This is a genomic window from Bacteroides salyersiae WAL 10018 = DSM 18765 = JCM 12988 (genome assembly GCF_000381365.1).
Taxonomy (GTDB): Bacteria; Bacteroidota; Bacteroidia; order Bacteroidales; family Bacteroidaceae; genus Bacteroides; species Bacteroides salyersiae.
The window spans coordinates 825,771-848,922 of the sequence record NZ_KB905466.1 but is presented as its reverse complement, the minus strand read 5'-3'; the positions used below and the strand labels follow the sequence as shown (position 1 = coordinate 848,922).

General features: G+C 41.8%; 24 protein-coding genes. 21 read left to right on the top strand and 3 right to left on the bottom strand.

Features of this window, described 5'->3' with window-relative positions:
• Positions 1 to 152: 152 nt before the first annotated feature.
• The 17 genes from HMPREF1532_RS03470 to HMPREF1532_RS03395 all read left to right on the top strand — a co-directional run bounded on the left by HMPREF1532_RS03470 (position 153) and on the right by HMPREF1532_RS03395 (position 16,711).
• Complete coding sequence (locus HMPREF1532_RS03470; protein WP_005924880.1) at positions 153 to 626, top strand: HU family DNA-binding protein; 474 nt, start codon at positions 153 to 155, stop codon at positions 624 to 626.
• Between the two features lie 119 nt (positions 627 to 745).
• Positions 746 to 841, top strand: a complete 96-nt coding sequence (locus HMPREF1532_RS21240; RefSeq protein ID WP_005924877.1) for a smalltalk protein — start codon at positions 746 to 748, stop codon at positions 839 to 841.
• A 134-nt stretch (positions 842 to 975) separates the two neighbouring features.
• The gene (locus tag HMPREF1532_RS03465; protein ID WP_025819658.1) at positions 976 to 1,707 is read left to right on the top strand and encodes a type III pantothenate kinase; all 732 of its coding nucleotides are present in this window, start codon (positions 976 to 978) and stop codon (positions 1,705 to 1,707) included.
• Positions 1,694 to 2,956 (top strand): BamG family beta-barrel-assembly machinery protein, encoded by a 1,263-nt coding sequence (bamG, locus tag HMPREF1532_RS03460; RefSeq protein WP_005924871.1) that lies wholly within the window; start codon positions 1,694 to 1,696, stop codon positions 2,954 to 2,956. The genes HMPREF1532_RS03465 and bamG overlap by 14 nt, the downstream gene beginning before the upstream one ends.
• Positions 2,957 to 3,001: 45 nt before the next feature.
• Positions 3,002 to 4,327: a hypothetical protein gene (locus HMPREF1532_RS03455; RefSeq protein ID WP_005924869.1), complete on the top strand. Its 1,326-nt coding sequence runs from the start codon at positions 3,002 to 3,004 to the stop codon at positions 4,325 to 4,327.
• A gap of 42 nt (positions 4,328 to 4,369) precedes the next feature.
• Positions 4,370 to 4,948 (top strand): LPS export ABC transporter periplasmic protein LptC, encoded by a 579-nt coding sequence (gene lptC / locus HMPREF1532_RS03450; protein WP_005924867.1) that lies wholly within the window; start codon positions 4,370 to 4,372, stop codon positions 4,946 to 4,948.
• 3 nt (positions 4,949 to 4,951) lie between these two features.
• Positions 4,952 to 6,208: a hemolysin family protein gene (locus tag HMPREF1532_RS03445; protein WP_005924865.1), complete on the top strand. Its 1,257-nt coding sequence runs from the start codon at positions 4,952 to 4,954 to the stop codon at positions 6,206 to 6,208.
• A 120-nt stretch (positions 6,209 to 6,328) separates the two neighbouring features.
• Positions 6,329 to 8,467 (top strand): peptidylprolyl isomerase, encoded by a 2,139-nt coding sequence (locus HMPREF1532_RS03440; protein WP_005924863.1) that lies wholly within the window; start codon positions 6,329 to 6,331, stop codon positions 8,465 to 8,467.
• A 162-nt stretch (positions 8,468 to 8,629) separates the two neighbouring features.
• A complete protein-coding gene (gene rlmN, locus HMPREF1532_RS03435; RefSeq protein WP_005924860.1) occupies positions 8,630 to 9,664 on the top strand; it encodes a dual-specificity RNA methyltransferase RlmN in 1,035 nt (344 codons plus the stop codon).
• 74 nt (positions 9,665 to 9,738) lie between these two features.
• Positions 9,739 to 10,785: a DUF4837 family protein gene (locus HMPREF1532_RS03430; RefSeq protein ID WP_005924857.1), complete on the top strand. Its 1,047-nt coding sequence runs from the start codon at positions 9,739 to 9,741 to the stop codon at positions 10,783 to 10,785.
• Between the two features lie 6 nt (positions 10,786 to 10,791).
• A complete protein-coding gene (pdxA, locus tag HMPREF1532_RS03425; protein WP_005924854.1) occupies positions 10,792 to 11,889 on the top strand; it encodes a 4-hydroxythreonine-4-phosphate dehydrogenase PdxA in 1,098 nt (365 codons plus the stop codon).
• 32 nt (positions 11,890 to 11,921) lie between these two features.
• Entirely contained in the window at positions 11,922 to 13,121 is a 1,200-nt protein-coding gene (locus tag HMPREF1532_RS03420) for a sigma-54 interaction domain-containing protein (RefSeq protein ID WP_005924851.1), read from the top strand.
• Positions 13,108 to 13,635 carry an LptE family protein gene (locus HMPREF1532_RS03415; RefSeq protein WP_025819665.1) on the top strand — a complete coding sequence of 176 codons (528 nt, stop codon included), beginning with the start codon at positions 13,108 to 13,110 and terminating at the stop codon, positions 13,633 to 13,635. Before HMPREF1532_RS03420 ends, HMPREF1532_RS03415 begins: the two co-directional genes overlap by 14 nt.
• 5 nt (positions 13,636 to 13,640) lie before the next feature.
• Complete coding sequence (locus tag HMPREF1532_RS03410; protein WP_005924846.1) at positions 13,641 to 14,414, top strand: hypothetical protein; 774 nt, start codon at positions 13,641 to 13,643, stop codon at positions 14,412 to 14,414.
• A gap of 6 nt (positions 14,415 to 14,420) precedes the next feature.
• A complete protein-coding gene (secG, locus tag HMPREF1532_RS03405) occupies positions 14,421 to 14,804 on the top strand; it encodes a preprotein translocase subunit SecG (RefSeq protein ID WP_005924843.1) in 384 nt (127 codons plus the stop codon).
• A gap of 156 nt (positions 14,805 to 14,960) precedes the next feature.
• Entirely contained in the window at positions 14,961 to 16,355 is a 1,395-nt protein-coding gene (locus HMPREF1532_RS03400; RefSeq protein WP_005924840.1) for an MFS transporter, read from the top strand.
• 5 nt (positions 16,356 to 16,360) lie between these two features.
• Positions 16,361 to 16,711 carry a PqqD family protein gene (locus HMPREF1532_RS03395; RefSeq protein ID WP_005924837.1) on the top strand — a complete coding sequence of 117 codons (351 nt, stop codon included), beginning with the start codon at positions 16,361 to 16,363 and terminating at the stop codon, positions 16,709 to 16,711.
• On the opposite strand, the gene HMPREF1532_RS03390 is transcribed toward HMPREF1532_RS03395, so the two are convergent.
• The 3 genes from HMPREF1532_RS03390 to HMPREF1532_RS03380 form a co-directional block, all read right to left on the bottom strand.
• Positions 16,701 to 16,982: a hypothetical protein gene (locus HMPREF1532_RS03390; RefSeq protein ID WP_005924834.1), complete on the bottom strand. Its 282-nt coding sequence runs from the start codon at positions 16,980 to 16,982 to the stop codon at positions 16,701 to 16,703. The two genes, HMPREF1532_RS03395 and HMPREF1532_RS03390, sit on opposite strands and share 11 nt — an antisense overlap.
• Positions 16,983 to 17,012: 30 nt before the next feature.
• Positions 17,013 to 18,074 (bottom strand): DUF4831 family protein, encoded by a 1,062-nt coding sequence (locus HMPREF1532_RS03385; protein WP_005924831.1) that lies wholly within the window; start codon positions 18,072 to 18,074, stop codon positions 17,013 to 17,015.
• A gap of 71 nt (positions 18,075 to 18,145) precedes the next feature.
• Positions 18,146 to 19,657, bottom strand: coding sequence for a bifunctional ADP-dependent NAD(P)H-hydrate dehydratase/NAD(P)H-hydrate epimerase (locus HMPREF1532_RS03380; protein WP_005924828.1), 1,512 nt, complete (start codon positions 19,655 to 19,657; stop codon positions 18,146 to 18,148).
• Positions 19,658 to 19,861: 204 nt separating this feature from the next.
• On the opposite strand from HMPREF1532_RS03380, the gene HMPREF1532_RS03375 reads away from it, so the two are divergent.
• The 4 genes from HMPREF1532_RS03375 (at position 19,862) to HMPREF1532_RS03360 (ending at position 23,125) form a co-directional block, all read left to right on the top strand.
• Positions 19,862 to 21,406: a peptide MFS transporter gene (locus HMPREF1532_RS03375; protein WP_005924826.1), complete on the top strand. Its 1,545-nt coding sequence runs from the start codon at positions 19,862 to 19,864 to the stop codon at positions 21,404 to 21,406.
• Positions 21,407 to 21,446: 40 nt separating this feature from the next.
• The gene (hpt, locus tag HMPREF1532_RS03370; protein WP_005924824.1) at positions 21,447 to 21,983 is read left to right on the top strand and encodes a hypoxanthine phosphoribosyltransferase; all 537 of its coding nucleotides are present in this window, start codon (positions 21,447 to 21,449) and stop codon (positions 21,981 to 21,983) included.
• A gap of 161 nt (positions 21,984 to 22,144) precedes the next feature.
• The gene (locus tag HMPREF1532_RS03365) at positions 22,145 to 22,714 is read left to right on the top strand and encodes an adenylate kinase (RefSeq protein WP_005924822.1); all 570 of its coding nucleotides are present in this window, start codon (positions 22,145 to 22,147) and stop codon (positions 22,712 to 22,714) included.
• Between the two features lie 45 nt (positions 22,715 to 22,759).
• Positions 22,760 to 23,125 carry a four helix bundle protein gene (locus HMPREF1532_RS03360; protein WP_005924820.1) on the top strand — a complete coding sequence of 122 codons (366 nt, stop codon included), beginning with the start codon at positions 22,760 to 22,762 and terminating at the stop codon, positions 23,123 to 23,125.
• Positions 23,126 to 23,152 lie beyond the last annotated feature (27 nt).

Here is a 23,152-nt window from a genome sequence, read left to right as displayed (position 1 = left end):
TATAGATAATTGTAAAATGCCTCCGTTGCCAATTGCTTCGGAGGTATTTTTTTGCTTGGTGCACTGAAAATAAAACTTCACCTTTGTATCGTTGATCAACAAAACAAGTGAATGAAAAAAACGATTGGTAACATTAAAAACAGGAGGTAACTATGCCTTTATTTTACAAGGGAATACAAGCTGCAAAAGCAAATAAGGAGGGGGTGAAAACATGGCATCCGGCTTTGGTGAAAATGAAAAAAGTGATTAATACACAAACGATGGCGGAAGGGATTGCAGAGAAGGCTTCACTGACGCCGGGTGATGTACAGAATGTGGTGCGAAACCTGCTCTCGGTGATGCGTGTGCATCTGTTGAATAGCCATTCTGTACGTCTGGAAGGATTGGGAACTTTTACCATGGGAATACGGTCGAGAGGAAAAGGGGTGGATACGGAAGAAAAGGTGAATCCGAATCAGATCACCTCGGTACATTGCCGGTTTACTCCCGAATATTTCCGTCCGATAGCAGTGGGCACTACTCGTGCATTGACACAGGGAATGACTTTTGCCCATGCCGACTTGATAGGAAAAGTGGTGGATAGCAATGTCGGGGGAGCCGGAGAAGGAGAAGATCCGGCAGCTTAATTTAGCTGAAAGCCTTATTTAGTTAAAAGTTGAGAGTTGAAAATTGAAAGTTGAGGGGTAAAAGGTGGCTGCGCAGAACTTGATTCTTTTGCTCCTTAATTATTAAAAAGAACGGAAATATGAAGAAAACGGTTTGGAATACAATTTTGAAAGTGGTTATTGCAGTGGCAAGTGCTATTGCAGGCGTAATAGGTGGTCAGGCAATGACATTCTAAAATAAGAAAATATAATTGATTTAAGGAGACTCCCGGAAGTTTGGTGAAAGAACTTCCCGGGAGTTTTTTGTATAAGTGTGCTACATGCTTTAATTTTTATGCCTATCTTTGCACGCTCAAAAACGATAAGTATAGTGAATTTAATTGTCGATATAGGAAATACGATAGCCAAAGTAGCCCTTTTTGATGGGGAGACGATGGTGAATGTAATTTATGATTCTAATCAGTCATTGGATTGCCTGGAGAATATTTGCATTGAGCATCCGGTTGAACAGGGAATTGTAGCCACTGTTATCGATCTGAATGAATGTGTTTCCGAGCGTTTGCGTAAACTTCCTATACCTTTGCTCTGGCTGGATAAAGATACTCCTTTACCGGTAATCAATTTGTACGAAACTCCTGATACTTTGGGGTATGACCGGATGGCGGCTGTGGTGGCTGCCCATGAACAATTTCCGGATAGAAATATATTGGTGATCGATGCCGGTACCTGTATAACCTATGAATTTATTGATTCTGAAGGACAATATCATGGTGGAAATATTTCACCGGGGCTGCAGATGCGCTTCAAAGCGTTACATCAATTTACCGGACGCCTGCCACTGGTTGACCCTCAAGGACGTTCTTTGGATTTGGGAAAGGATACGGAGACTGCCATACGTGCCGGTGTGAAGAAAGGAATCGAGTATGAAATATCAGGTTATATTACGGCTATGAAACATAAATATCCTGAACTTTTGGTTTTTTTAACGGGTGGAGATGATTTTTCTTTTGATACGAACGTAAAAAGTGTCATCTTTGCAGATAGATTTTTAGTGTTGAAAGGATTAAATAGAATTTTAAACTATAATAATGGTAGGATTTAAACAGACACTTTGTGCGCTTTTGCTCATGGCTTTTGCAGGGGTGACAGTCGCTCAAAATAATACAAACTCTCCCTATACACGATATGGCTATGGCGATTTAGTCAATCAGAATTTTGGAAACAGCAAAGCAATGGGAGGGATTGCTTTTGGATTGCGAGACGGCTCACAGATTAATCCGTTGAATCCTGCTTCATATACAGCTATCGATTCGCTGACATTCTTGTTTGAAGGTGGGGCGAGTTTGCAGAATTCTAACATAAGTGACGGTTCGGTAAAGCTGAATGTAAAGAATTCCAGCTTTGATTATATTGCCATGCAGTTCCGTCTGCATAGAAGAGTGGCGATGAGTATCGGGTTGTTACCTTTTTCGAATGTGGGATACAATGTGTCGCAATCGTATTCGGAAACATCTACCAGCCCTGCTTATACAAAACAATTGCTTGGTGACGGCGGTTTGCATCAATTATATGTCGGATTGGGTGTGAAGGTTTTGAATAACCTGTCTATCGGTGCGAATGTCTCTTATTTTTGGGGAGATATCACACGGACATTGGGTATGGTTTATCCTTCTTACACGGATATTTACGGACAGACGGTGTCGAATTCGTATGTAGAAACTACCGGTATGTCAGTGCGTGATTATAAACTGGATTTTGGTATACAGTATACTCAGCCGATTGGGAAGAAACATTCTGTGACGCTGGGAGCGGTGTTTACCCCGAAGCACAATTTGAATAATGATACTTATGTGCAGACAAATACGAGCGTAATTACCGTAAAAGATACGATAGCGACATTTGGTACACCGAATTGCTTCGGGGCAGGTGTTACTTATAAATACGACGACCGGCTGACTGTAGGTGTTGACTATAGTCTGCAGAAATGGGGAGATGTAACGTACATGAATCAACCGAACGCTTTTTGTGACCGTACGAAGATTTCTGTGGGTGCGGAGTATATTCCTTCAAAAATAGGAAGAAACTATTTCGGACATGTAAAATATCGTTTGGGAGGGTATTATACGACTCCTTATTATAAAACGGAAGCCGGTGAAAGAGCTTCTCGTGAATATGGTGTAACGGCCGGTTTTGGTTTGCCTGTTCCCCGTTCACGTTCGATTGTCAGTGTTACGGCACAATATGTGCGCGTGGAAGGTTTGCAGGCAGGCATGCTGAATGAAAATATTTTGAGATTCAGTATCGGCATTACATTTAATGAACGTTGGTTCTTTAAACGTAAGGTGGATTAATATTGAAGAATAGACAAATTATATAACAACTAAAATTTAGATACAATGAAGATTAAAACGCTAATGGCTGTGTTGTTCCTTTCGGCGGGTGCAACCTCTGTTATGGCACAGAGTGACAGTATCTGTATCCCTAACAGTAGTGTATCACATGAAGCTGTGAAAGCAGGTAACTTCAAGGATGCCTATGCGCCGTGGAAGATTGTGTTGGAAACTTGTCCTACACTTCGTTATTATACATTTAAGGACGGATTCTTGATTTTAGAGGGATTAATGAAACAAATCAGTGATAAGAACAGTCCTGAATATAAAAAGTATTTTGAGGAGTTGATGCATACGCATGATGTACGTATGAAGTATATTCCAGATTTCCAGACGAGAATGAAAGGAGTACCTTCTGTTGCGGATGCGCTTGGAGATAAGGCGCTTGCATATATTCAGTATGCTCCGTCACCAGATGTGAACCAAGCTTATGCATGGTTTAAAGAATCTCTTGAAAACACGAAAGCGGAAGCTTCTCCTAATGTAATGCATTTCTTCTTGGATATGTCTTTGCAGAAGTTGAAAGCTGATCCGTCTCACAAGGAGCAGTTTATCAAGGATTATCTGCTTGATACTCAATATACGGATGAAGCTATTGCCAATACAGATAAAGAAGCTCTTAAGACTGCTTTGAAATCGGTAAGAGAAGGATTGGACGCTCAGTTTATTAACAGTGGTGCTGCTACTTGTGAATCATTACAGGAAATATATGCTCCGAAAGTTGAAGCTAACCAGGCTAATCTGGAGGCGCTGAAAGAAGTGATCAAGGTAATGGCATTAATGGGCTGTAAAGACAGTGATGCATATCTGCAGGCTTCTTTATATGCATACAAACTGGAACCGAGTGCGGATGCTGCCGTAGGTTGTGCTGCAATGGCATTCAAGAAAGGAGATATCGACGGTTCGGTTAAGTTTTTTGATGAAGCTATAAACCTTGAAACAGACAATGCAAAGAAAGCGGATAACGCTTATAAAGCTGCGAGTGTATTGGCTTCAGCTAAAAAACTTTCTCAGGCAAGAAGTTATGCACAAAAGGCTATCAGCTTCAATGAGAACTTTGGGGCTCCTTATATTTTGATTGCGCAGCTGTATGCAGGTAATTATAAATGGAACGATGAGCCGGCATTGAATAAATGTACTTTCTTTGCTGCTATTGACAAGTTGCAAAGAGCAAAAGCGGTAGATCCCAGTGTTGCTGAAGAAGCAAATAAGTTAATCTCTTCTTATTCAGCTTATACTCCGGAAGCTAAAGACCTCTTTATGTTGGGTTATAAAGCAGGAGACCGTATCACTATTGGTGGATGGATCGGGGAGACTACGACGATCAGATAATATATGTTACAACAGAAAAGTAACTTTTTATTTAGTAAAAATATGAGCATAACAATTGCCTTTGGGGCAATTGTTATGCTTCTTTTATTTCCTTCTTGCGGAGGAAAGGAGAAAAAACTCGGCGAGGCCATAACGGAACGGGATTCATTGCCTTCGATGGCTACTATGGACGTGGTTACCTATATCTCTGATTCAGGAGTGACGCGCTATCGCATGGATGCTGACGAATGGCTGGTATACGACCGCAAGAAGCCTTCCTATTGGGCTTTTGAAAAAGGGGTCTATCTGGAACAGTTCGATTCTGTGTTTAATGTGGATGCCAGTATAAAAGCGGATACTGCTTATTATTATGATAAGCAAAAACTCTGGAAGTTGATGGGACATGTTGATATTAAGAACCGGAAAGGGGAACGTTTCAATACGGAGCTGTTGTATTGGAATCAAGCGACGGAAAAGGTTTATTCGGATCGTTTCATACGTATCGAGCAACCGGATCGGATTATCACCGGATATGGTTTTGATTCGAACCAGCAAATGACGAATTATCAGATAAGAAATATGGGAGGGGTGTTCTATGTGGACGAAGAAGATCAAAAGGCACCTGCGGATTCTGTAAATTAGATTATGAGCATTATTATTTACCTTTTGATAACCATGGCTTTCTCAGCCTTCTTTTCGGGAATGGAAATTGCTTTCATTTCAGTAGACAAATTGCGATTTGAACTGGAACGGAAAGGAGGAATCTCATCGCGAATCTTATCTATCTTTTTTAAAAATCCGAATAACTTTATTTCTACTATGTTGGTGGGTAACAACATAGCATTGGTTATTTACGGTATTTTGATGGCACAGATTATTGGTGATAATCTTTTATCCGGATTTATTACGAATCACTTTGTGATGGTTCTGGTACAGACTGTTATTTCAACTCTGATTATCTTGGTGACAGGGGAGTTTTTGCCCAAAACGCTGTTTAAAATTAACCCTAATCTGGTATTGAATGTCTGTGCGGTTCCTTTGTTCTTTTGTTATATTATTCTTTATCCTATTTCTAAATTTGCTTCCGGAGTATCTTATTTGTTCCTGCGTCTGTTCGGGATGAAAATAAACAAGGAGGCATCCGCAAAGGCATTTGGAAAGGTCGATTTGGATTATTTTGTGCAGTCCGGCATAGATAATGCCGATAACAGTGAAGAACTGGATACGGAGGTGAAGATATTTCAGAATGCTCTGGATTTCTCAACGATAAAAATAAGGGATTGTATTGTGCCCCGTACAGAGGTGGTAGCTGTCGATCTGTCTACTACGCTGGAAGATTTGAAAAACCGGTTTGTGGAATCCGGGATTTCCAAGATTATTGTTTATGATGGGAACATCGATAATGTGGTGGGTTATATTCATTCGTCGGAAATGTTCCGTAATCCCAAAGATTGGCGGGAGAACGTAAAGGAGGTACCTATCGTACCGGAGACAATGGCCGCCCACAAATTGATGAAACTTTTTATGCAGCAAAAGAAAACAATTGCCGTGGTAGTGGATGAGTTCGGAGGAACTTCCGGAATTGTTTCTTTGGAAGATCTGGTAGAAGAAATATTCGGTGATATAGAGGATGAACACGATAATACATCTTATATTTGTAAGCAGATAGGAGAAGGGGAGTATGTGCTTTCCGGACGTCTGGAAATAGAAAAAGTGAACGAAACCTTTGATCTTGACCTGCCCGAATCAGACGATTATCTGACGGTTGGCGGATTGATTCTTAGTCAATATCAGAGCTTCCCGAAATTGCATGAAATTATTTCTATCGGGCGGTATGAGTTTAAAATTATTAAGGTTACACCGACAAAAATAGAGCTTGTACGGCTGAAAGTTGCGGAATAATGCTGTATACCTCCATTTTTTTCGCTAATAAATAGATGTATATTAGCATTTTTTGTATCTTCGTGCGCTAAAACAACTAAGGAGAAAATAATAATAAACAAATAAACTGTATTAATTAAAATGGCAACATTACAAAACATTAGATCGAAAGGACCTTTATTGGTGATCGTTATTGGCTTGGCGTTGTTTGCTTTCATTGCGGGTGACGCATGGAAAGTATTGCAGCCGCACCAGTCACATGACGTAGGAGAGGTGAACGGGGACGCACTTTCCGCTCAAGACTATCAGGCATTGGTAGAAGAGTATACTGACATAATAAAGTTCTCAAGTGGGACGACTTCGTTGAGTGACGATCAGACCAATCAAGTAAAAGATGAAGTATGGCGTACGTACGTAAATAATAAACTTCTTGAAAACGAAGCAAAAAAACTCGGACTTACTGTGTCAAAAGCAGAGATTCAGGCAATCATCGATGCCGGTGTTCATCCGCTTTTGCAGCAGACTCCGTTCCGGAATCCACAAACAGGTGCTTTTGATAAAGATATGTTGAAGAAGTTCTTGGTAGAGTATTCGAAAATGAATCCTTCTCAAATGCCGGCTCAGTACGTGGAACAATACACTATGATGTATAAATTCTGGTCGTTTGTAGAAAAGAGTTTGATTCAGAACCGTCTGGCAGAAAAATATCAGGCTTTGATTTCGAAATCACTTTTGTCTAATCCGATAGAGGCACAGGATGCTTTTGATGCAAGAGTAAATCAAATGGATGTGTTGCTTGCAGCAGTGCCTTATTCTTCTATCGTGGATTCTACAATTACAGTGAAGGAATCGGAATTGAAAGATCTTTATAATAAGAAAAAGGAACAGTTCAAACAGTATGTGGAAACCCGTGACATCAAATATATCGATGTACAGGTAACTGCAAGCCCTGAAGACAGAGCTGCTATCGAAAAAGAGGTTGAGGATTATACTCAGCAGTTGGCTGCTACGGATAATGATTATACTTCTTTCATCCGTTTTACCGGTTCGGAACAGCCGTATGTTGATTTGTTTTATAACAAAACAGCTTTCCCGAGAGATGTAATTGCCCGTATGGACTCTGCTGCGATCGGTAAAGTATATGGTCCTTATTATAACGGTGCTGATAATACGATTAATTCTTTCAAGGTAGTTGCAAAGGCGGCTGCCCCCGACTCAATCGAATTCCGTCAGATTCAGGTATATGCAGAAGATGCTGCCAAAACAAAAACATTGGCCGACAGTATTTATAATGCCATTAAAGGTGGTGCGGACTTTGCTGAACTGGCAAAGAAGTATGGTCAGACCGGAGATGCCAACTGGCTGGCTGCTGCAAGTTATGAGAATCAACAGATTGATAATGAGAATTTGAAATTTATCTCTACTATCAATAATTTGGGAGTAAAAGAGGTAGCTAATTTGGCTTTCGGACAGGCTAATATTATTCTTCAAGTGACCAATAAAAAGGCTGTTAAGGATAAATATAAAGTAGCCGTGATCAAGCGTCCGGTAAATTTCAGCAAGGAAACTTATAATAGAGCTTATAATAATTTCAGCCAGTTTATTGCTGCTAATCCTTCTTTGGATAAAATGGTGGCGAATGCAGAAGAAGCCGGATATAGATTGTTGGAAAGAAACGATTTGTATAGCTCTGAGCATGGAATTGGTGGTGTCAGAGGTACCAAAGAAGCTTTGAAATGGGCGTTCTCTGCTAAGCCGGGTGAAGTTTCCGGATTATATGAATGTGGTGAAAGCGACAGACTGCTGGTGGTTGCGCTGGCTGGTGTAACTCCTGAAGGCTATCGTTCGTTGCAACAGGTACAAGATCAGTTGAGAGCGGAGATTGTAAAAGATAAGAAGGCTGAAAAGATAATGGCCGATATGAAAGCTGCTAATGCAACTTCTTTTGATCAGTACAAGTCAATGGCCAATGCGGTGAGTGATTCTGTGAAACATGTTACTTTCGCTGCTCCTGCTTATATTGCCGCTTTGCGTAGCAGTGAGCCGTTGGTAGGTGCTTATGCTTCAGTAGCAGAACTTAATAAATTGAGTGCTCCGATTAAAGGAAATGCCGGAGTGTTTGTGCTGCAGATGTATGCGAAAGATAAGCTAAATGAAACGTTTGATGCGAAAACAGAAGAAGCTACATTGGAAAATATGCACGCTCGTTTGGCAGGACGTTTGATGAATGATCTTTATCTGAAGGGTGAAGTGAAGGATTCACGTTATTTATTCTTCTGATAATAAGAGGCTGTTTAAATAGGGTCTAAAACTGAATGAAGATATGTAAAAGGCTGTTCCTGGATGGGAACGGCCTTTTTACGTTAACTTTTGTCTGTAGTCTGCTCTGAAATTAACTTTAATTCCTTACATTTGCATAAATAACGTTGATTTGTAAAGAATATGTCTAAATATCCTCTTTTGGGAATGACTCTTGCTGAGTTGCAATCGGTAGTCAGAGGCTTGGGAATGCCGGGATTTGCCGCTAAGCAGATTGCATCATGGCTTTATGATAAAAAGGTGGCTACTATTGATGAAATGACTAATTTGTCATTGAAACACCGGGAAGCATTGAAGGCCGATTATGAAGTAGGAGGGGAAGCGCCTGTCGATGCCATGCATTCGGTCGATGGCACTATTAAATATCTTTATCGGGTAGGAGAGAATCATTTCGTGGAAGCAGTGTATATTCCGGATGACGACCGTGCTACTCTTTGTGTCTCTTCACAGGTGGGGTGCAAAATGAATTGCAAGTTCTGTATGACCGGAAAGCAGGGATTTACGGCGAATCTGACTTCTAATCAAATACTGAATCAGATAAACTCATTGCCGGAGTGCGATAAGCTGACCAATATTGTCATGATGGGAATGGGTGAACCTTTGGATAATTTGGATGAGGTGCTGAAGGCTTTGGAAATTTTGACAGCTTCTTATGGCTACGCGTGGAGTCCTAAACGGATCACTCTTTCTACTGTGGGATTGCGTAAGGGGCTGCAGCATTTTATAGAAGAGAGCGATTGCCATCTGGCGATTAGCTTGCACTCGCCGCTTCCTTCTCAACGCTCGGATTTGATGCCTGCCGAACGTGCTTTCTCAATAGTTGAAATCGTAGATTTGTTAAAGAACTATGATTTTAGTAAACAACGTAGACTTTCGTTCGAATATATTGTTTTTAGGGGTGTTAATGATTCGTTGATTTATGCTAAGGAACTTGTGAAATTGCTTCGTGGGTTGGATTGCCGGATGAATCTGATTCGTTTTCATGCTATTCCCGATGTCGATCTGAACGGTGCTGATATGGAGACGATGACGGCTTTCCGTGATTATCTGACTTCGCATGGCTTGTTCTCTACTATCCGTTCTTCAAGAGGGGAGGATATATTTGCTGCTTGTGGTATGTTGTCTACGGCGAAGCAGGAAGAGAATAACAAGAATTAATATAAATTATTAACTTATCGGATGAAAATATACGAACTTGTCGTAGTTTTGTAAAAACATAAAAAATGATCAATATGAAGAAGTATCTGTTTTTCCTCGGTATGGCTCTTGTAGCATTGATTTTTTCTTCTTGTAATGGTAAGAAGGGTGTATTTACCCCGACCTCCAGCGGTCGTGCGTATGAGATTCTTGTAGTTGTTGATCATGCTTTGTGGGAGCGTCCGGCAGGAAGGGCTTTGTATGATGTGCTCGACACGGATGTGCCGGGTTTGCCGCAGTCGGAACGTTCTTTTAGGATTATGTATACTTCTCCGAAAGATTACGATTCTACTTTGAAGCTGATACGTAATATCATCATCGTGGACGTACGCGATATTTATACAAAACCGGCTTTTAAATATGCTAAGGATGTTTATGCGGCCCCGCAGTTGATTCTTACCATACAGGCACCTAATGAACAGGAATTTGAGAAATTTGTAGAAGAGAATAAGCAGCAGATTATCGATTTCTTTACGCGCGCCGAGATGAATCGTCAGATAGCTCAGTTGCAGCATAAGCACAATGATTATATATCTACTAAAGTAGGTAGTAAATTCGATTGTGATATCTGGCTTCCGGCGGAACTCGCTTCTTCCAAAGAGGGAAAGGATTTCTTCTGGGCATCTACCAATACAGCTACCGGCGATCAGAATTTTGTTATATATTCTTATCCGTATACCGATAAGAATACATTCACGAAGGAATATTTTATTCATAAGCGTGATTCGGTGATGAAAGCGAATATTCCGGGGGCAAAAGAAGGGATGTATATGTCTACGGATTCTATAACGGTGGACGTGAGACCTATTGATGTACATGGAGATTATACGATGGAAGCCCGTGGGCTTTGGCGAATGAAGGGCGATTTTATGGGTGGCCCGTTCGTATCGCATACCCGTTTGGATAAAGCCAACCAGCGTATAATTACAGCAGAGATTTTTGTATATTCACCTGATAAATTAAAACGCAATCTGGTACGCATGCTCGAAGCATCACTCTATACGCTGAAACTTCCTGCAGAGAAAGTACAGGGAGAAATTCCGATGGGCAACGTCGCCAGAGAGGAACAAACTAATAAATAACGACACATGGAAGATTCTAAAATACGGATTGGTATTACCCAGGGAGATATTAACGGCGTCGGCTATGAAGTGATATTGAAGGCTTTTGCAGATCCGGTTATGTTGGAGTTGTGTACTCCGATTATTTACGGTTCGCCTAAAGTGGCTGCTTATCATCGTAAGTCTTTGGATTTGCCGACTAACTTCAGTATTGTTAATTCTGCCTCGGAAGCTGCTCACAATCGTTTGAGTGTAGTGAATTGTACGGACGACGAGGTGAAAGTAGAATTTTCGAAACCCGATCCGGAAGCCGGTAAGGCTGCTCTCGGTGCGCTGGAAAAAGCAATCGAAGAGTTTAAAGAAGGGTTGATCGATGTCATTGTGACGGCACCCATTAATAAGCATACGATTCAGTCGGAGGGATTTTCATTTCCCGGCCATACTGAATATATCGAGGAGAAATTGGGCAATGGCAGCAAGTCGCTGATGATTCTGATGAAGGATGATTTCCGGGTAGCATTAGTGACCGGACATATTCCCGTTCGTGAAATTGCTTCTTCTATCACTAAAGAGCTTATTCAAGACAAGCTGACTATTTTCCATCAGTCCCTCAAACAGGATTTTGGAATCGGTGCACCTCGCATAGCTGTATTGGCACTGAACCCGCATGCCGGGGATGAGGGATTGCTCGGTACGGAGGAACAGGAAATTATCATTCCGGCTATTCAGGAAATGGCTGCGAAAGGAATGCTCTGCTACGGACCTTATCCGGCAGACGGTTTTATGGGATCAGGTAACTTTACTCATTTTGATGGTGTGCTGGCTATGTACCACGATCAGGGGTTGGCGCCATTCAAGGCATTGGCTATGGATGAAGGAGTGAACTATACGGCCGGTCTTCCGGTGGTACGTACTTCACCTGCCCATGGAACAGCCTATGATATCGCCGGTAAGGGATTGGCTTGTGAAGATTCTTTCCGTCAGGCGGTATATGTGGCGATAGATGTATTCCGTAACCGGCAGCGTGATAAGGCTGCTCATGCCAATCCGTTGAGAAAGCAATATTACGAGAAACGTGACGATAGTGACAAGCTGAAACTTGACACTGTGGACGATGATGTATAAATGAAATTGGAGAAGGAATTTATAGTGCAGTTATGACGAAAGCGGAGATTCAACAAGTAAAACTCAGGTTCGGTATTATTGGTAATACGGAGGCTTTGTCGCGCGCCATTGATGTAGCCATCCAGGTTGCTCCCACTGATTTGTCCGTACTGATAACCGGAGAAAGCGGGGTGGGAAAGGAGAGCTTTCCGCAGATCATTCATCAATATAGCCGTCGGAAGCATGGACAGTATATTGCAGTGAATTGCGGCGCCATTCCCGAAGGGACAATCGACTCGGAATTGTTTGGACATGAAAAAGGTGCTTTTACCGGTGCTATCGGTGAGCGCAAAGGATATTTTGGTGAAGCGGACGGTGGAACGATTTTTCTGGATGAAGTAGGGGAGTTGCCTTTGCCTACTCAGGCGCGTTTGCTTCGTGTGCTTGAAAGCGGTGAATTTATCAAAGTAGGATCGTCAAAAGTGCAGAAAACAGATGTACGTATTGTTGCCGCAACGAATGTGAACCTGACACAAGCGATTGCTGACGGTCGTTTTCGTGAAGATCTGTATTATCGTTTGAATACGGTTCCTATCCAGATACCTCCTTTGCGTGAGCGTGGGGAGGATGTTTTATTGTTGTTCCGTAAATTTGCCGGTGATTTTGCAGAGAAATACCGTATGCCTGCCATTCAACTGACGGAAGATGCCAAGCAGGTATTGCTTGCCTATCCATGGCCGGGTAATGTACGCCAGTTGAAGAATATAACAGAGCAGATTTCGATAATAGAGACCAATAGGGAAATTAACGCTGCTATTCTGCAAGGGTATCTTCCGGTGCAGAACACGCAACGGCTTCCTGCTTTGTTCGGGATAAAGGACAGTAAGAACTTCGAGAGCGAGCGTGAGATTCTTTATTCTGTTTTGTTTGATATGCGACAGGAAGTATCGGAATTGAAGAAGATGGTACATAATCTGATGGCGGAAAAGGGAAATGTGTCGCTTGTGACACCGGTACCTCCTGCGTCGGTACCTACGATTATTCATCCGGTGAAAGCTCCCTGTCCGGTAGATGACGATATACAAGATACAGAGGAATATGTGGAAGAGTCCCTTTCGTTGGACGAAGTGAAGAAAGAAATGATACGCAAAGCTTTGGAAAAGCATCACGGAAATAGAAAAAGTGCAGCACAGGATCTGAATATTTCCGAGCGTACCCTTTATAGAAAAATAAAAGAATATGGTTTGGATTAAAAAAATGCCACAATGGATGTTATTGCTGGTTTTACCGGCAATACTTCTGGCGTGTAGCGTCTCTTATAAGTTTAACGGGGCGTCTATTAACTATGATAAGGTAAAGACGATTTCGATTGCTGATTTCCCTATAAAGTCTACTTACGTTTATCAGCCTTTGGCTAATAAGTTTAATGATGATTTGAAAGACATCTTTACCCGCCAGACCCGGTTGCAATTGGTAAGATCGGCCAATGCAGATTTGCAGATCGAGGGAGAAATAACCGGTATTAATGTATATAATGAGGCCGTTGCAGCCGATGGTTATTCTTCGAAAGCCAAAGTGACCATTACGGTAAATGTACGTTATGTGAACAACACGAACCATCAGGAAGATTTTGAACAACAATTCTCGGCTTTCCGTTCCGACCTCGACCCGAACTCTTTATTGCCCAATATACCGGACGCAACGATTGCTGAAATAACCAAAGAGATAACTGATCAGATATTTAACGCGACTGTGGCAAATTGGTAATTTAAATGATCTCTGCTAACCTTCGACAATGGATTCAGCATCCTGAAATGTTGAATAAAGACACGTTGTATGAGCTTCGTACGCAGCTCACACGTTATCCTTATTTTCAGTCGCTCCGTCTGTTGTATCTTAAGAATTTGTATTTATTGCATGATATCACTTTCGGGGCGGAATTACGGAAAGCGATTTTATACGTAGCCGATCGGCGTTCACTGTTTTATCTGATCGAAGGGGACAAGTATGTACTTTCCCGTAAGAAGAAGGCGGTTACGGAAGAGTTGCCGGAAACAGAGCTCAGTCTTGATCGGACATTGACATTGATCGACGCTTTTTTGTCTACGGTTCCCGAGGAAGTTACTGCCCGGACCGATCTGGATTATGCGATGGATTATACGGCATACTTGTTGCAAGACAATGACGCTTCTGTCGGCGAACAGCCTGAAGCTCCTAAACTTCGCGGATTTGAACTGATCGACGGCTTTATAGAAAAGAGTGAGAATGAATCGGCTATCCGATTGAAACCTCTTCTGCCCGGAGAGGATTCCGTCGCAGAGGAAGCTGCCAAGGATTTGTCTTCTGACGAATCGAAGTCTGAAGAGGAGGAAGATGATAGTTGTTTTACCGAAACATTGGCGAAAATCTATGTTAAACAGCAAAGATATTCCAAAGCTCTTGAAATTATTAAAAAATTAAGTTTGAAATATCCAAAAAAAAATGCTTACTTTGCAGACCAAATAAGATTTTTGGAGAAACTGATTATTAACGCTAAATCAAAATAACAAAAAATGTACTTAGTATTCGTTATCTTAATGGTTATTGCAGCCATATTGATGTGCTTTATCGTACTGATTCAAAACTCAAAAGGTGGAGGTCTTGCATCAGGCTTTTCATCATCTAATGCAATTATGGGTGTTCGCAAAACTACAGATTTCTTGGAAAAAGCTACTTGGGGATTAGCTGCATTTATGGTTGTAATGAGCATCGCTACAGCTTATGTTGTTCCTACTTCTTCCTCAAAAACACAAGATGTGATTCTGGAACAAGCTAAGCAAGAAGAAAAAACAAATCCGTACAATATGCCTACAGGTACAGCCGCACCTGCTACTGAAGCACCTGCCGCTGATGCGCCTGCAACAGAAACACCGGCAACAGAAGCGCCTGCTAACTAATAACAGAGAAGCTTTTGGTTGGTTATAAGCGAAGCTATAATTTTCATTTGAAAGTTATAGTTTCGCTTCTTTTTTGTTTATAAATCTATCTTTTTGTTATATATTTAGTTACCTTTGTAAACTGTACTAATACTAATAAAGATTTTAAATATTACAATGACAGAACAATTGAAAAAAAATCTGAGTGACTCTAAAGCACTACGCTGGAGTGTGCTCGCCTTGGTCGCTTTTACAATGTTGTGCGGCTATTTCCTCACTGACGTAATGTCTCCGTTAAAACCGATGCTTGAAAAAGAACTCCTTTGGGATAGTTTGGATTATGGTATTTTTACCAGTGCTTACGGGTGGTTCAATGTATTTTTATTGATGCTTATCTTCGGTGGTATCATTCTTGATAAAATGGGGGTACGTTTCACCGGAATGGGAGCCTGTTTATTCATGGTCTTCGGTTGCGGACTTAAATATTATGCCATTTCTACGGATATTACCGGAAATCTGGAATTTTTCGGAATGACATTGAAACTTCAAGTTGCATTGGCCGCATTGGGATTTGCTATTTTTGGTGTAGGAGTGGAGATTGCCGGTATTACGGTCTCCAAGATTATTGTAAAGTGGTTTAAAGGGAAGGAAATGGCTTTAGCTATGGGACTTGAAATGGCTACGGCTCGTATCGGAACCATGCTGGCTATGGCAATAACCGTACCTATTTCCAACTTCTTCGGGCATACGGATGAAAGCGGAGTATTCCATTCTAATATTCCGGCTCCTGTATTGTTCTGTCTGGTGATGCTTTGTGTAGGAACCATTGCATTTTTCATTTATACTTTCTATGATAAAAAGCTGGATGCTTCTCTTGAAGCGGAAGGTGAAGAACCGGAGGAACCTTTCCGCGCAAAAGATGTGTTTGTTATTATGCGCAATAAAGGCTTTTGGCTGATCGCTTTATTATGTGTATTATTCTATTCAGCTGTTTTCCCGTTCATTAAGTATGCAGCCGATCTGATGGTACAGAAATATCATGTGGATCCGGAGTTGGCCGGTACCATTCCAAGTCTTTTGCCATTGGGGACTTTATTCCTTACTCCCCTCTTCGGAACTTTGTATGACCGTATAGGAAAAGGTGCTTCTTTGATGATTACGGGAGCTTGGCTGTTGATCGGTGTACACGTGCTTTTTGCACTTCCGATTCTGAATGCATGGTGGTTTGCTACTTTTGTAATGATCGTGTTGGGGATTGCTTTTTCTTTGGTTCCTTCTGCGATGTGGCCTTCCGTACCTAAAATTATTCCCGAAAACCAGTTGGGAACAGCTTATGCACTTATTTTCTGGGTGCAGAATTGGGGATTGATGCTGGTTCCTCTCTTGATAGGATGGGTATTGAACTCTTTCTGCAAGGGGCCTGTTGTAGATGGTATACAGACGTATGACTATACTTTGCCAATGAGTATTTTTGCTGTGTTCGGTGTTTTGGCTTTGATTGTAGCCTTGATGCTGAAAGCGGAAGACAAGAAGAAAGGTTATGGTTTGCAGGAAGCTAACATAAAGAAATAAACGATATGGCTACGAAAGAAAAAATAAACCTGTTGGATGTTATTCCTTTCCGTAGTACGCATATAACGACCGAAAAAGAAAGCGATGGCACTGTTGTCATCGCTTTTCCCCGGTTTAAATACGACTGGATGCGTCGCTTTCTGCTTCCTAAAGGAATGTCTCCTGATATTCATGTCCGTCTGGAGGAACATGGTACTGCTGTGTGGGAGCTGATCGATGGTAAAAGTACAGTGCGTGAGATTATAGAGAAACTCGCAGCCCACTTCAACGATGAAGAGAACTACGAGTCTCGTGTATTGGCTTATTTCTCTCAGTTACAAAAAGACGGGTTCATTAAATTAGCTGTCAGCGAATGAAGATGGCCCATAGTATAACGGCACATAGGAGAAGGATTCCTATGATGATGAGGGTCCCGAATACGAAATAACGGTCGTCCGCCTCTTTTTTCTCTTCTGATTGACGGATAATGCGTCCCATCTCTTCTGGGGATGTATCGGGCATGGGGTAAGGCTCTCTTTTTTGCAGGCGTTTCATCCTTTCATTGGTCCGTTCACGCCGCAGGCGGGAAGAATCTCTTCCCTCTTTCAGTCGACGGATCATGTCGAGCATATGTCCTTCACCACCCATATCATAAGTTGTTTTTTGTAGGATAATCGGTTATTTATTCTCTTCGCGATCTACTTTTACCAATCCACCGGTTACGGGATTGAATGTTACTTTTACCGTTGAATTTTTATTGAACAAAGTAGGAGCTAAATACTCTACTGTTCCGAATTGGGTAACAGGCACCTCATCTTCAAACAATATCTCTTTTTCCTGTTTCAATACGATAGAAGCCCTACCGGGGACGTTGTAGGCTACACCGTCTACCTTTTTCTTTCCGTCGTCTTCTGGCATTTTGACCGTTTTCAGATTCTTAAGAGTGATGTATACCGGTTCACCTGCAAGATCATTGTTGGCTACTATTCCCAGCTTTTTAGAAAAGCGGAAAGCGACCTCGTTGTTCATGTCTTTACCGGGAGTTAGGCGGATGGTATATATTTTTTCCTCTTTGTTGAGTACTCCCGAGAACATTTCAGTCATAGCTTGTTCTTGCTCATCCAGATGATCGAGCATCAGTTTGAGTTGTGCACCGTCTTTGGGCATGTTATCGGCTTGTCCGCGTACTAAGGCATTTTTGCTTTCACGGATGTTATAGATCTCTTTAGCGACAAGTTCTGCCATTTTTGCGGTAGAGTTTGCCATTAGTATCTCTTCTGTAAGAAAATCACGCGGATTTACTTTTTTCTTTTGTGCAGGTACTAATGATTGGACCGGAATTGCCGCTTTCTTATCGATAGGGACATTGATGGACTTGATAATACCGTCTTCGGTCAATTCGATGAGTGGGGCAACGGTTTTATCTTTCATCTTTACGAAATATACGTTGTCTTTGTCCGGTATACCTACCGGTTTGACTTGTACGCTCGTCAATTCCCAATATTCTTCCGGATCGGCGGATACTTTATTCAAACGAAGATAACGATCGGCGTACTTGCTGAATTCTCCGGGGATATAGGTTATTTTATTGGCTTTAACTTCGATTTCTATCTGGGTTTTCGGAAGTGCATAAGTCACTCCGTAATCTTTGCCGCGCATCACGCCGGTTACAACTTCTGTCTGTGCAGATGCTATGATGGTGGTAGCCAGCAATCCTGTCAGTATAATTAGTCTTTTCATATTGGTTTCTTTTTAACTGATTTGATAACAAAGTTAATGAACTTATTGATAAATCCATAAGTTCTTAACCTTTATTCGCTTACAAGGCGCCATGCCATCGGCAGATGGCTAATGATATCTCCTGCCGTCAGACTGATTGTCCCTAACTTTTTACAGGCACAGTCACCGGCAAGTCCATGTACGAATGTGCCGATTTTAGCGCACTCTTCGGCCGGATATCCCTGGGCGAGTAGTGCCAGAATGATACCTGTAAGTACGTCTCCGCTTCCGGCAGTTGCCATGCCCGGATTACCGGTAGGATTGAAAAAGCATTTTCCTGTAGGAGTGATAATGGTTGAATAGGCTCCTTTCAAGACAATGTGGATTTTGGCTGCATGAGCCAGTTCGATGGCTTTGGTCAGACGTTCGTAAGAATCCTGACACTTGCCGACGAGGCGTTCCAGCTCTTTGGGATGGGGAGTGAGTATAGAACCTTTAGGGAGATTGGTGAGCGTATGGCGATGATTGGCTAATATATTTAACGCATCGGCATCTACGACAAGGGGAGTTTGGCAACCGTCCAATTGTTCCAGAAGGGCAGCTTCCGTTTCTTCGTTCTGCCCCAATCCGGGACCGATGCCTACTGCTTGATAATCGTCCGTATCGGTTGGCACGGCAAAACAGGTTTCACTGGCATCCTGTTCGACCATTGCTTCCGGTACGGAAGTTTGCAAAATGTCGTTGTTGCAAATGGGAGCATGTACGGTGAGTAACCCTACGCCGGAACGCAGGCAGGCACGGGCTGACAGGACGGATGCTCCCGCCATTCCTCGAGAACCGGCTATTAATAGTGCATGTCCGAAGTTGCCTTTGTGGGCAAATTTCTTTCGGGGATTGATGAGGGAACGTATTTCTTCCACTTCCAACATTTCATAATCGGTATCCAGTTCTTCGATTCCTTCCTCACTCAGATGGATGTCGAGCAATTCCCATTCTCCGAGGAATTCTGCATTTTCAGCAAAGAGAAAGGCCAGTCTGGGTAATTGGAGGCTGAGGGTAACATCCGCTTTAATGATATTGGCCCGGATGTTGAAGGTGTTTTCTTCTCCCATCAACCCTGACGGGATATCGATGGCTACTACAGTGGCCGGTGATGCGTTGATGTATTTTACTACGGCTGCAAACCCTCCGCTAAGTGGTTTATTCAGCCCTGAACCGAACAAGCCGTCGATTACCAGATGGTCTTCTGTCAGAGCGGGAGGAGCAAATTGGGTACTGACTTCGTGGAAAGTTATTTCGTCCATGATTTCTACCAGTTCTTTGTTGGCTTGGCAATCCGGTGAAAGTTCTCCTTTGGTGTTGAAGAGAAAAACTTCTACTTTATATCCTTTTTCCGCCATCATGCGGGCTACTGCCAAAGCGTCTCCACCGTTATTGCCCGGTCCGGCAAAAACCGTAACGGGCGTTCCATTGTCCCATCGGTTTATGATGGCTTCTGTTAATGCATGGGCGGCACGTTCCATTAGTTGGATCGATTGAATCGGTTCATGTTCAATGGTATAAGCATCCAGTTTTTTGATAGTACTACTTGGAAATATTTTCATTGTGATGTTCTTTTTTAGTTTTCGACTTACAAATGTACATGATTCTTCCGACTTTTTCCGTTTGTTGCATGAAGAAAACATGCTAATTGTTGGTAGATAGCTTGTGGAAGGTGAATAGATAAGTTTTTCTTTGTGGGAGATAAATTTGTTTTTTGTCGTTTTTTCGTACCTTTGTGTCCCATAAACTACAAAACATAGAATTTCATGGGGACATTGCAAGGCCATCCGAAAGGCCTTTATCTTATTTTTGCTACAAGCACGGCAGAACGTTTCAGCTATTATGGAATGCGCGCCATCTTTATTCTTTTTTTAACTCAAGCTTTATTATTCGATACCGAGTCTGCGGCATCTATTTATGGCAGTTATACCGGTTTGGTGTATCTTACTCCTTTGATTGGCGGATACATTGCCGATAAATATTGGGGGATACGTCGTTCCGTCTTTTGGGGTGCCGTAATGATGGGAATCGGGCAGTTGATGATGTTCCTCAGTGCTTCTATGTTGGATAGGGTGGTATTGTCTCATTGGCTGATGTATGGTGGATTGACTTTCCTGATTTTAGGAAACGGCTCTTTTAAGCCTACTGTGTCATCGTTGGTGGGACAGCTTTATAAGCCCGGAGATAAACGGCTTGATGCCGGGTATACCATTTTTTATATGGGGGTGAATGTCGGTTCGTTTATCGCTCCGTTGGTATGCGGATATTTCGGGGATACGGGTAATCCCGAAGATTTCAAATGGGGTTTCTTGATAGCGGCATTTATGATTGTACTGACAATTCTGCTGTTCGAAACACAAAAGAATAAGTATCTGATTTCTCCTACGGGAGAACCTTTGGGGATCATTCCGGATGCGAAGAAAGAAAAGAAGATAGATGCGGAAGAGAAGAAAATACATCCGCAATTGAGTAATAGCCGGAAAAAGCGGAATGCGGTAATCCTGATTGCATTGACGTTGGTATTGGGAACTCTTTTTTACGCATGGTTCGGTGACGATTGGATCAGCATCGGCATTTTTACAGCTTGTATCGTGTTTCCGATTACCATTTTGCTGGATGGCTCTTTGACAAAAATAGAGCGTAGCCGTATTTTTGTAATTTATATTGTGGCATTCTTTGTTATCTTCTTTTGGGCGGCTTATGAGCAGGCAGGAGCTTCTTTGACTCTTTTTGCAGCCGATCAGACCAACCGTGATATCTTTGGTTGGGAGATGCCGGCATCCTGGTTCCAATCTTTCAATCCGTTCTTTGTCGTGCTACTTGCTTATATCATGCCCGGTATCTGGGGATTTCTTAATAAGCGTCATATGGAGCCTTCTTCACCTACCAAACAGGCCATCGGATTACTGCTTCTTTCTTTAGGTTATCTTTTCATCTGTTTTGGGGTGAAAGATGCCCAACCGGGAGTAAAAGTAAGTATTATTTGGCTGACAGGGCTGTATTTTATACATACAATGGGAGAGATTGCTCTGTCACCTATCGGGTTGTCAATGGTGAACAAGCTGACTCCGATTCGTTTTGCTTCACTGATGATGGGCATCTGGTATCTCTCTACGGCTACGGCCAATAAGTTTGCCGGGATGCTTGCAGGTCTCTATCCCGAAGCAGGAAAGGTGAAAAGTCTCTTTGGATATCAGATTGCCAGCATGTATGATTTCTTTATGGTGTTTGTCGTGATGTCGGGAGTTGCTTCTCTGATTCTGTTCCTTCTATCAAAGAAATTGCAAAAGATGATGCATGGAGTGGAATAAAAATCGTATTTTTGCATCCAACTTTTTTAAACTACCGGTTATGAATACCATTCAGATAAAAGACAAACTATTTACTGTTTCTATCAAAGAACAGGACATTCAAAAAGAAGTGATTCGCGTAGCGAACGAAATTAACCGCGACTTGGCAGGTAAAAATCCTCTGTTCCTCAGTGTGCTGAACGGATCATTCATGTTCACGGCCGATTTGATAAAACATATTACAATCCCTTGTGAAATTTCATTTGTAAAGTTGGCTTCTTATCAGGGGGTATCGTCTACCGGGGTGATAAAGGAGGTGATCGGTATTAACGAGGATATTTCCGGACGCACGGTAGTGATTGTAGAAGACATTGTGGATACGGGATTGACTATGCAGCGTTTGCTCGAGACTTTAGGTACGCGTGGTCCGAAAGAGATTCATATTGCTTCATTGTTGGTGAAACCGGAAAAACTCAAGGTCGATTTGAATATTGAGTACGTTGCAATGGAGATTCCTAATGATTTTATCGTGGGATACGGACTCGACTATGATGGATTCGGACGTAACTATCCTGATATTTATACGGTGGTAGAATAGTAGTCAAGTAGTTAAGTAGTCAGAGTAATAAAGTAGTTAAGTAGTCAAGTAGTCAGAGTAGTTAAGTAGGATGGAACTGCTGATTGAGAATAAAATGAGAATAAAAATAATAGATTGCAAGATAGGTAATAGATTTAAATTGTAAAATTGTTAATAACAAAATGTTGAACATTGTAATTTTCGGTGCTCCCGGTTCTGGAAAGGGAACACAAAGCGAACGTATCGTAGAAAAGTATGGTATCAACCATATCTCTACCGGAGATGTATTGCGTGCAGAAATTAAAAACGGCACAGAATTGGGTAAAACTGCTAAAGGGTATATCGATCAGGGACAATTGATTCCCGATGAATTAATGGTGGATATACTGGCAAATGTATTTGATAGCTTCAAAGATAGTAAAGGTGTGATTTTTGATGGATTTCCAAGAACTATTCCGCAAGCAGAAGCGTTGAAAGTCATGTTGAAAGAACGTGGACAGGATATTTCTGTAATGATCGATCTGGATGTGCCTGAGGATGAACTGATGACCCGTCTGATCAAACGCGGTAAAGATTCCGGTCGTGCCGACGATAATGAAGAGACAATTAAGAAACGCCTTGTTGTATATAATACTCAGACTGCCCCGCTAAAAGATTTCTATAAAGGTGAGGGTAAGTATCAGCATATCAACGGACTCGGTTCGATGGAAGCTATTTTTGAGGACATCTGCAAGGCGGTGAGTGCATTATAAATAATGAAAGTAGTTAAGTAGTGAGTAGTAAGTAGTAAAGTAGTAATGTCGACGCAATCATTTGAGGATCTTTTAGTATGGCAAAAGGCTCATCAGTATGTTTTAAGCATTTACCGGATAACTAAGGGATTTCCCAAAGAAGAAATGTTTGGGTTGGTTAATCAGATGAGGCGTGCTTCTGCTTCTATTACTGCTAACATCGCAGAAGGGTTTGTAAGAATAGGGCAAAAAGATAAATTGCATTTTTACAATATATCACAAGGATCGTTAGAAGAAACAAGAAATTTTGTTATTCTTTCCAGAGACTTGGAGTATATAACAGAGGAAGATAAAACGATACTGTTGGTGTCGGCTTCCGAAGTGAGTAAAATGTTAAATGCATATTGTCAGGGTTTGCTGAAATATTACTAAATCTATCTTCTACTTACTACTTAACTA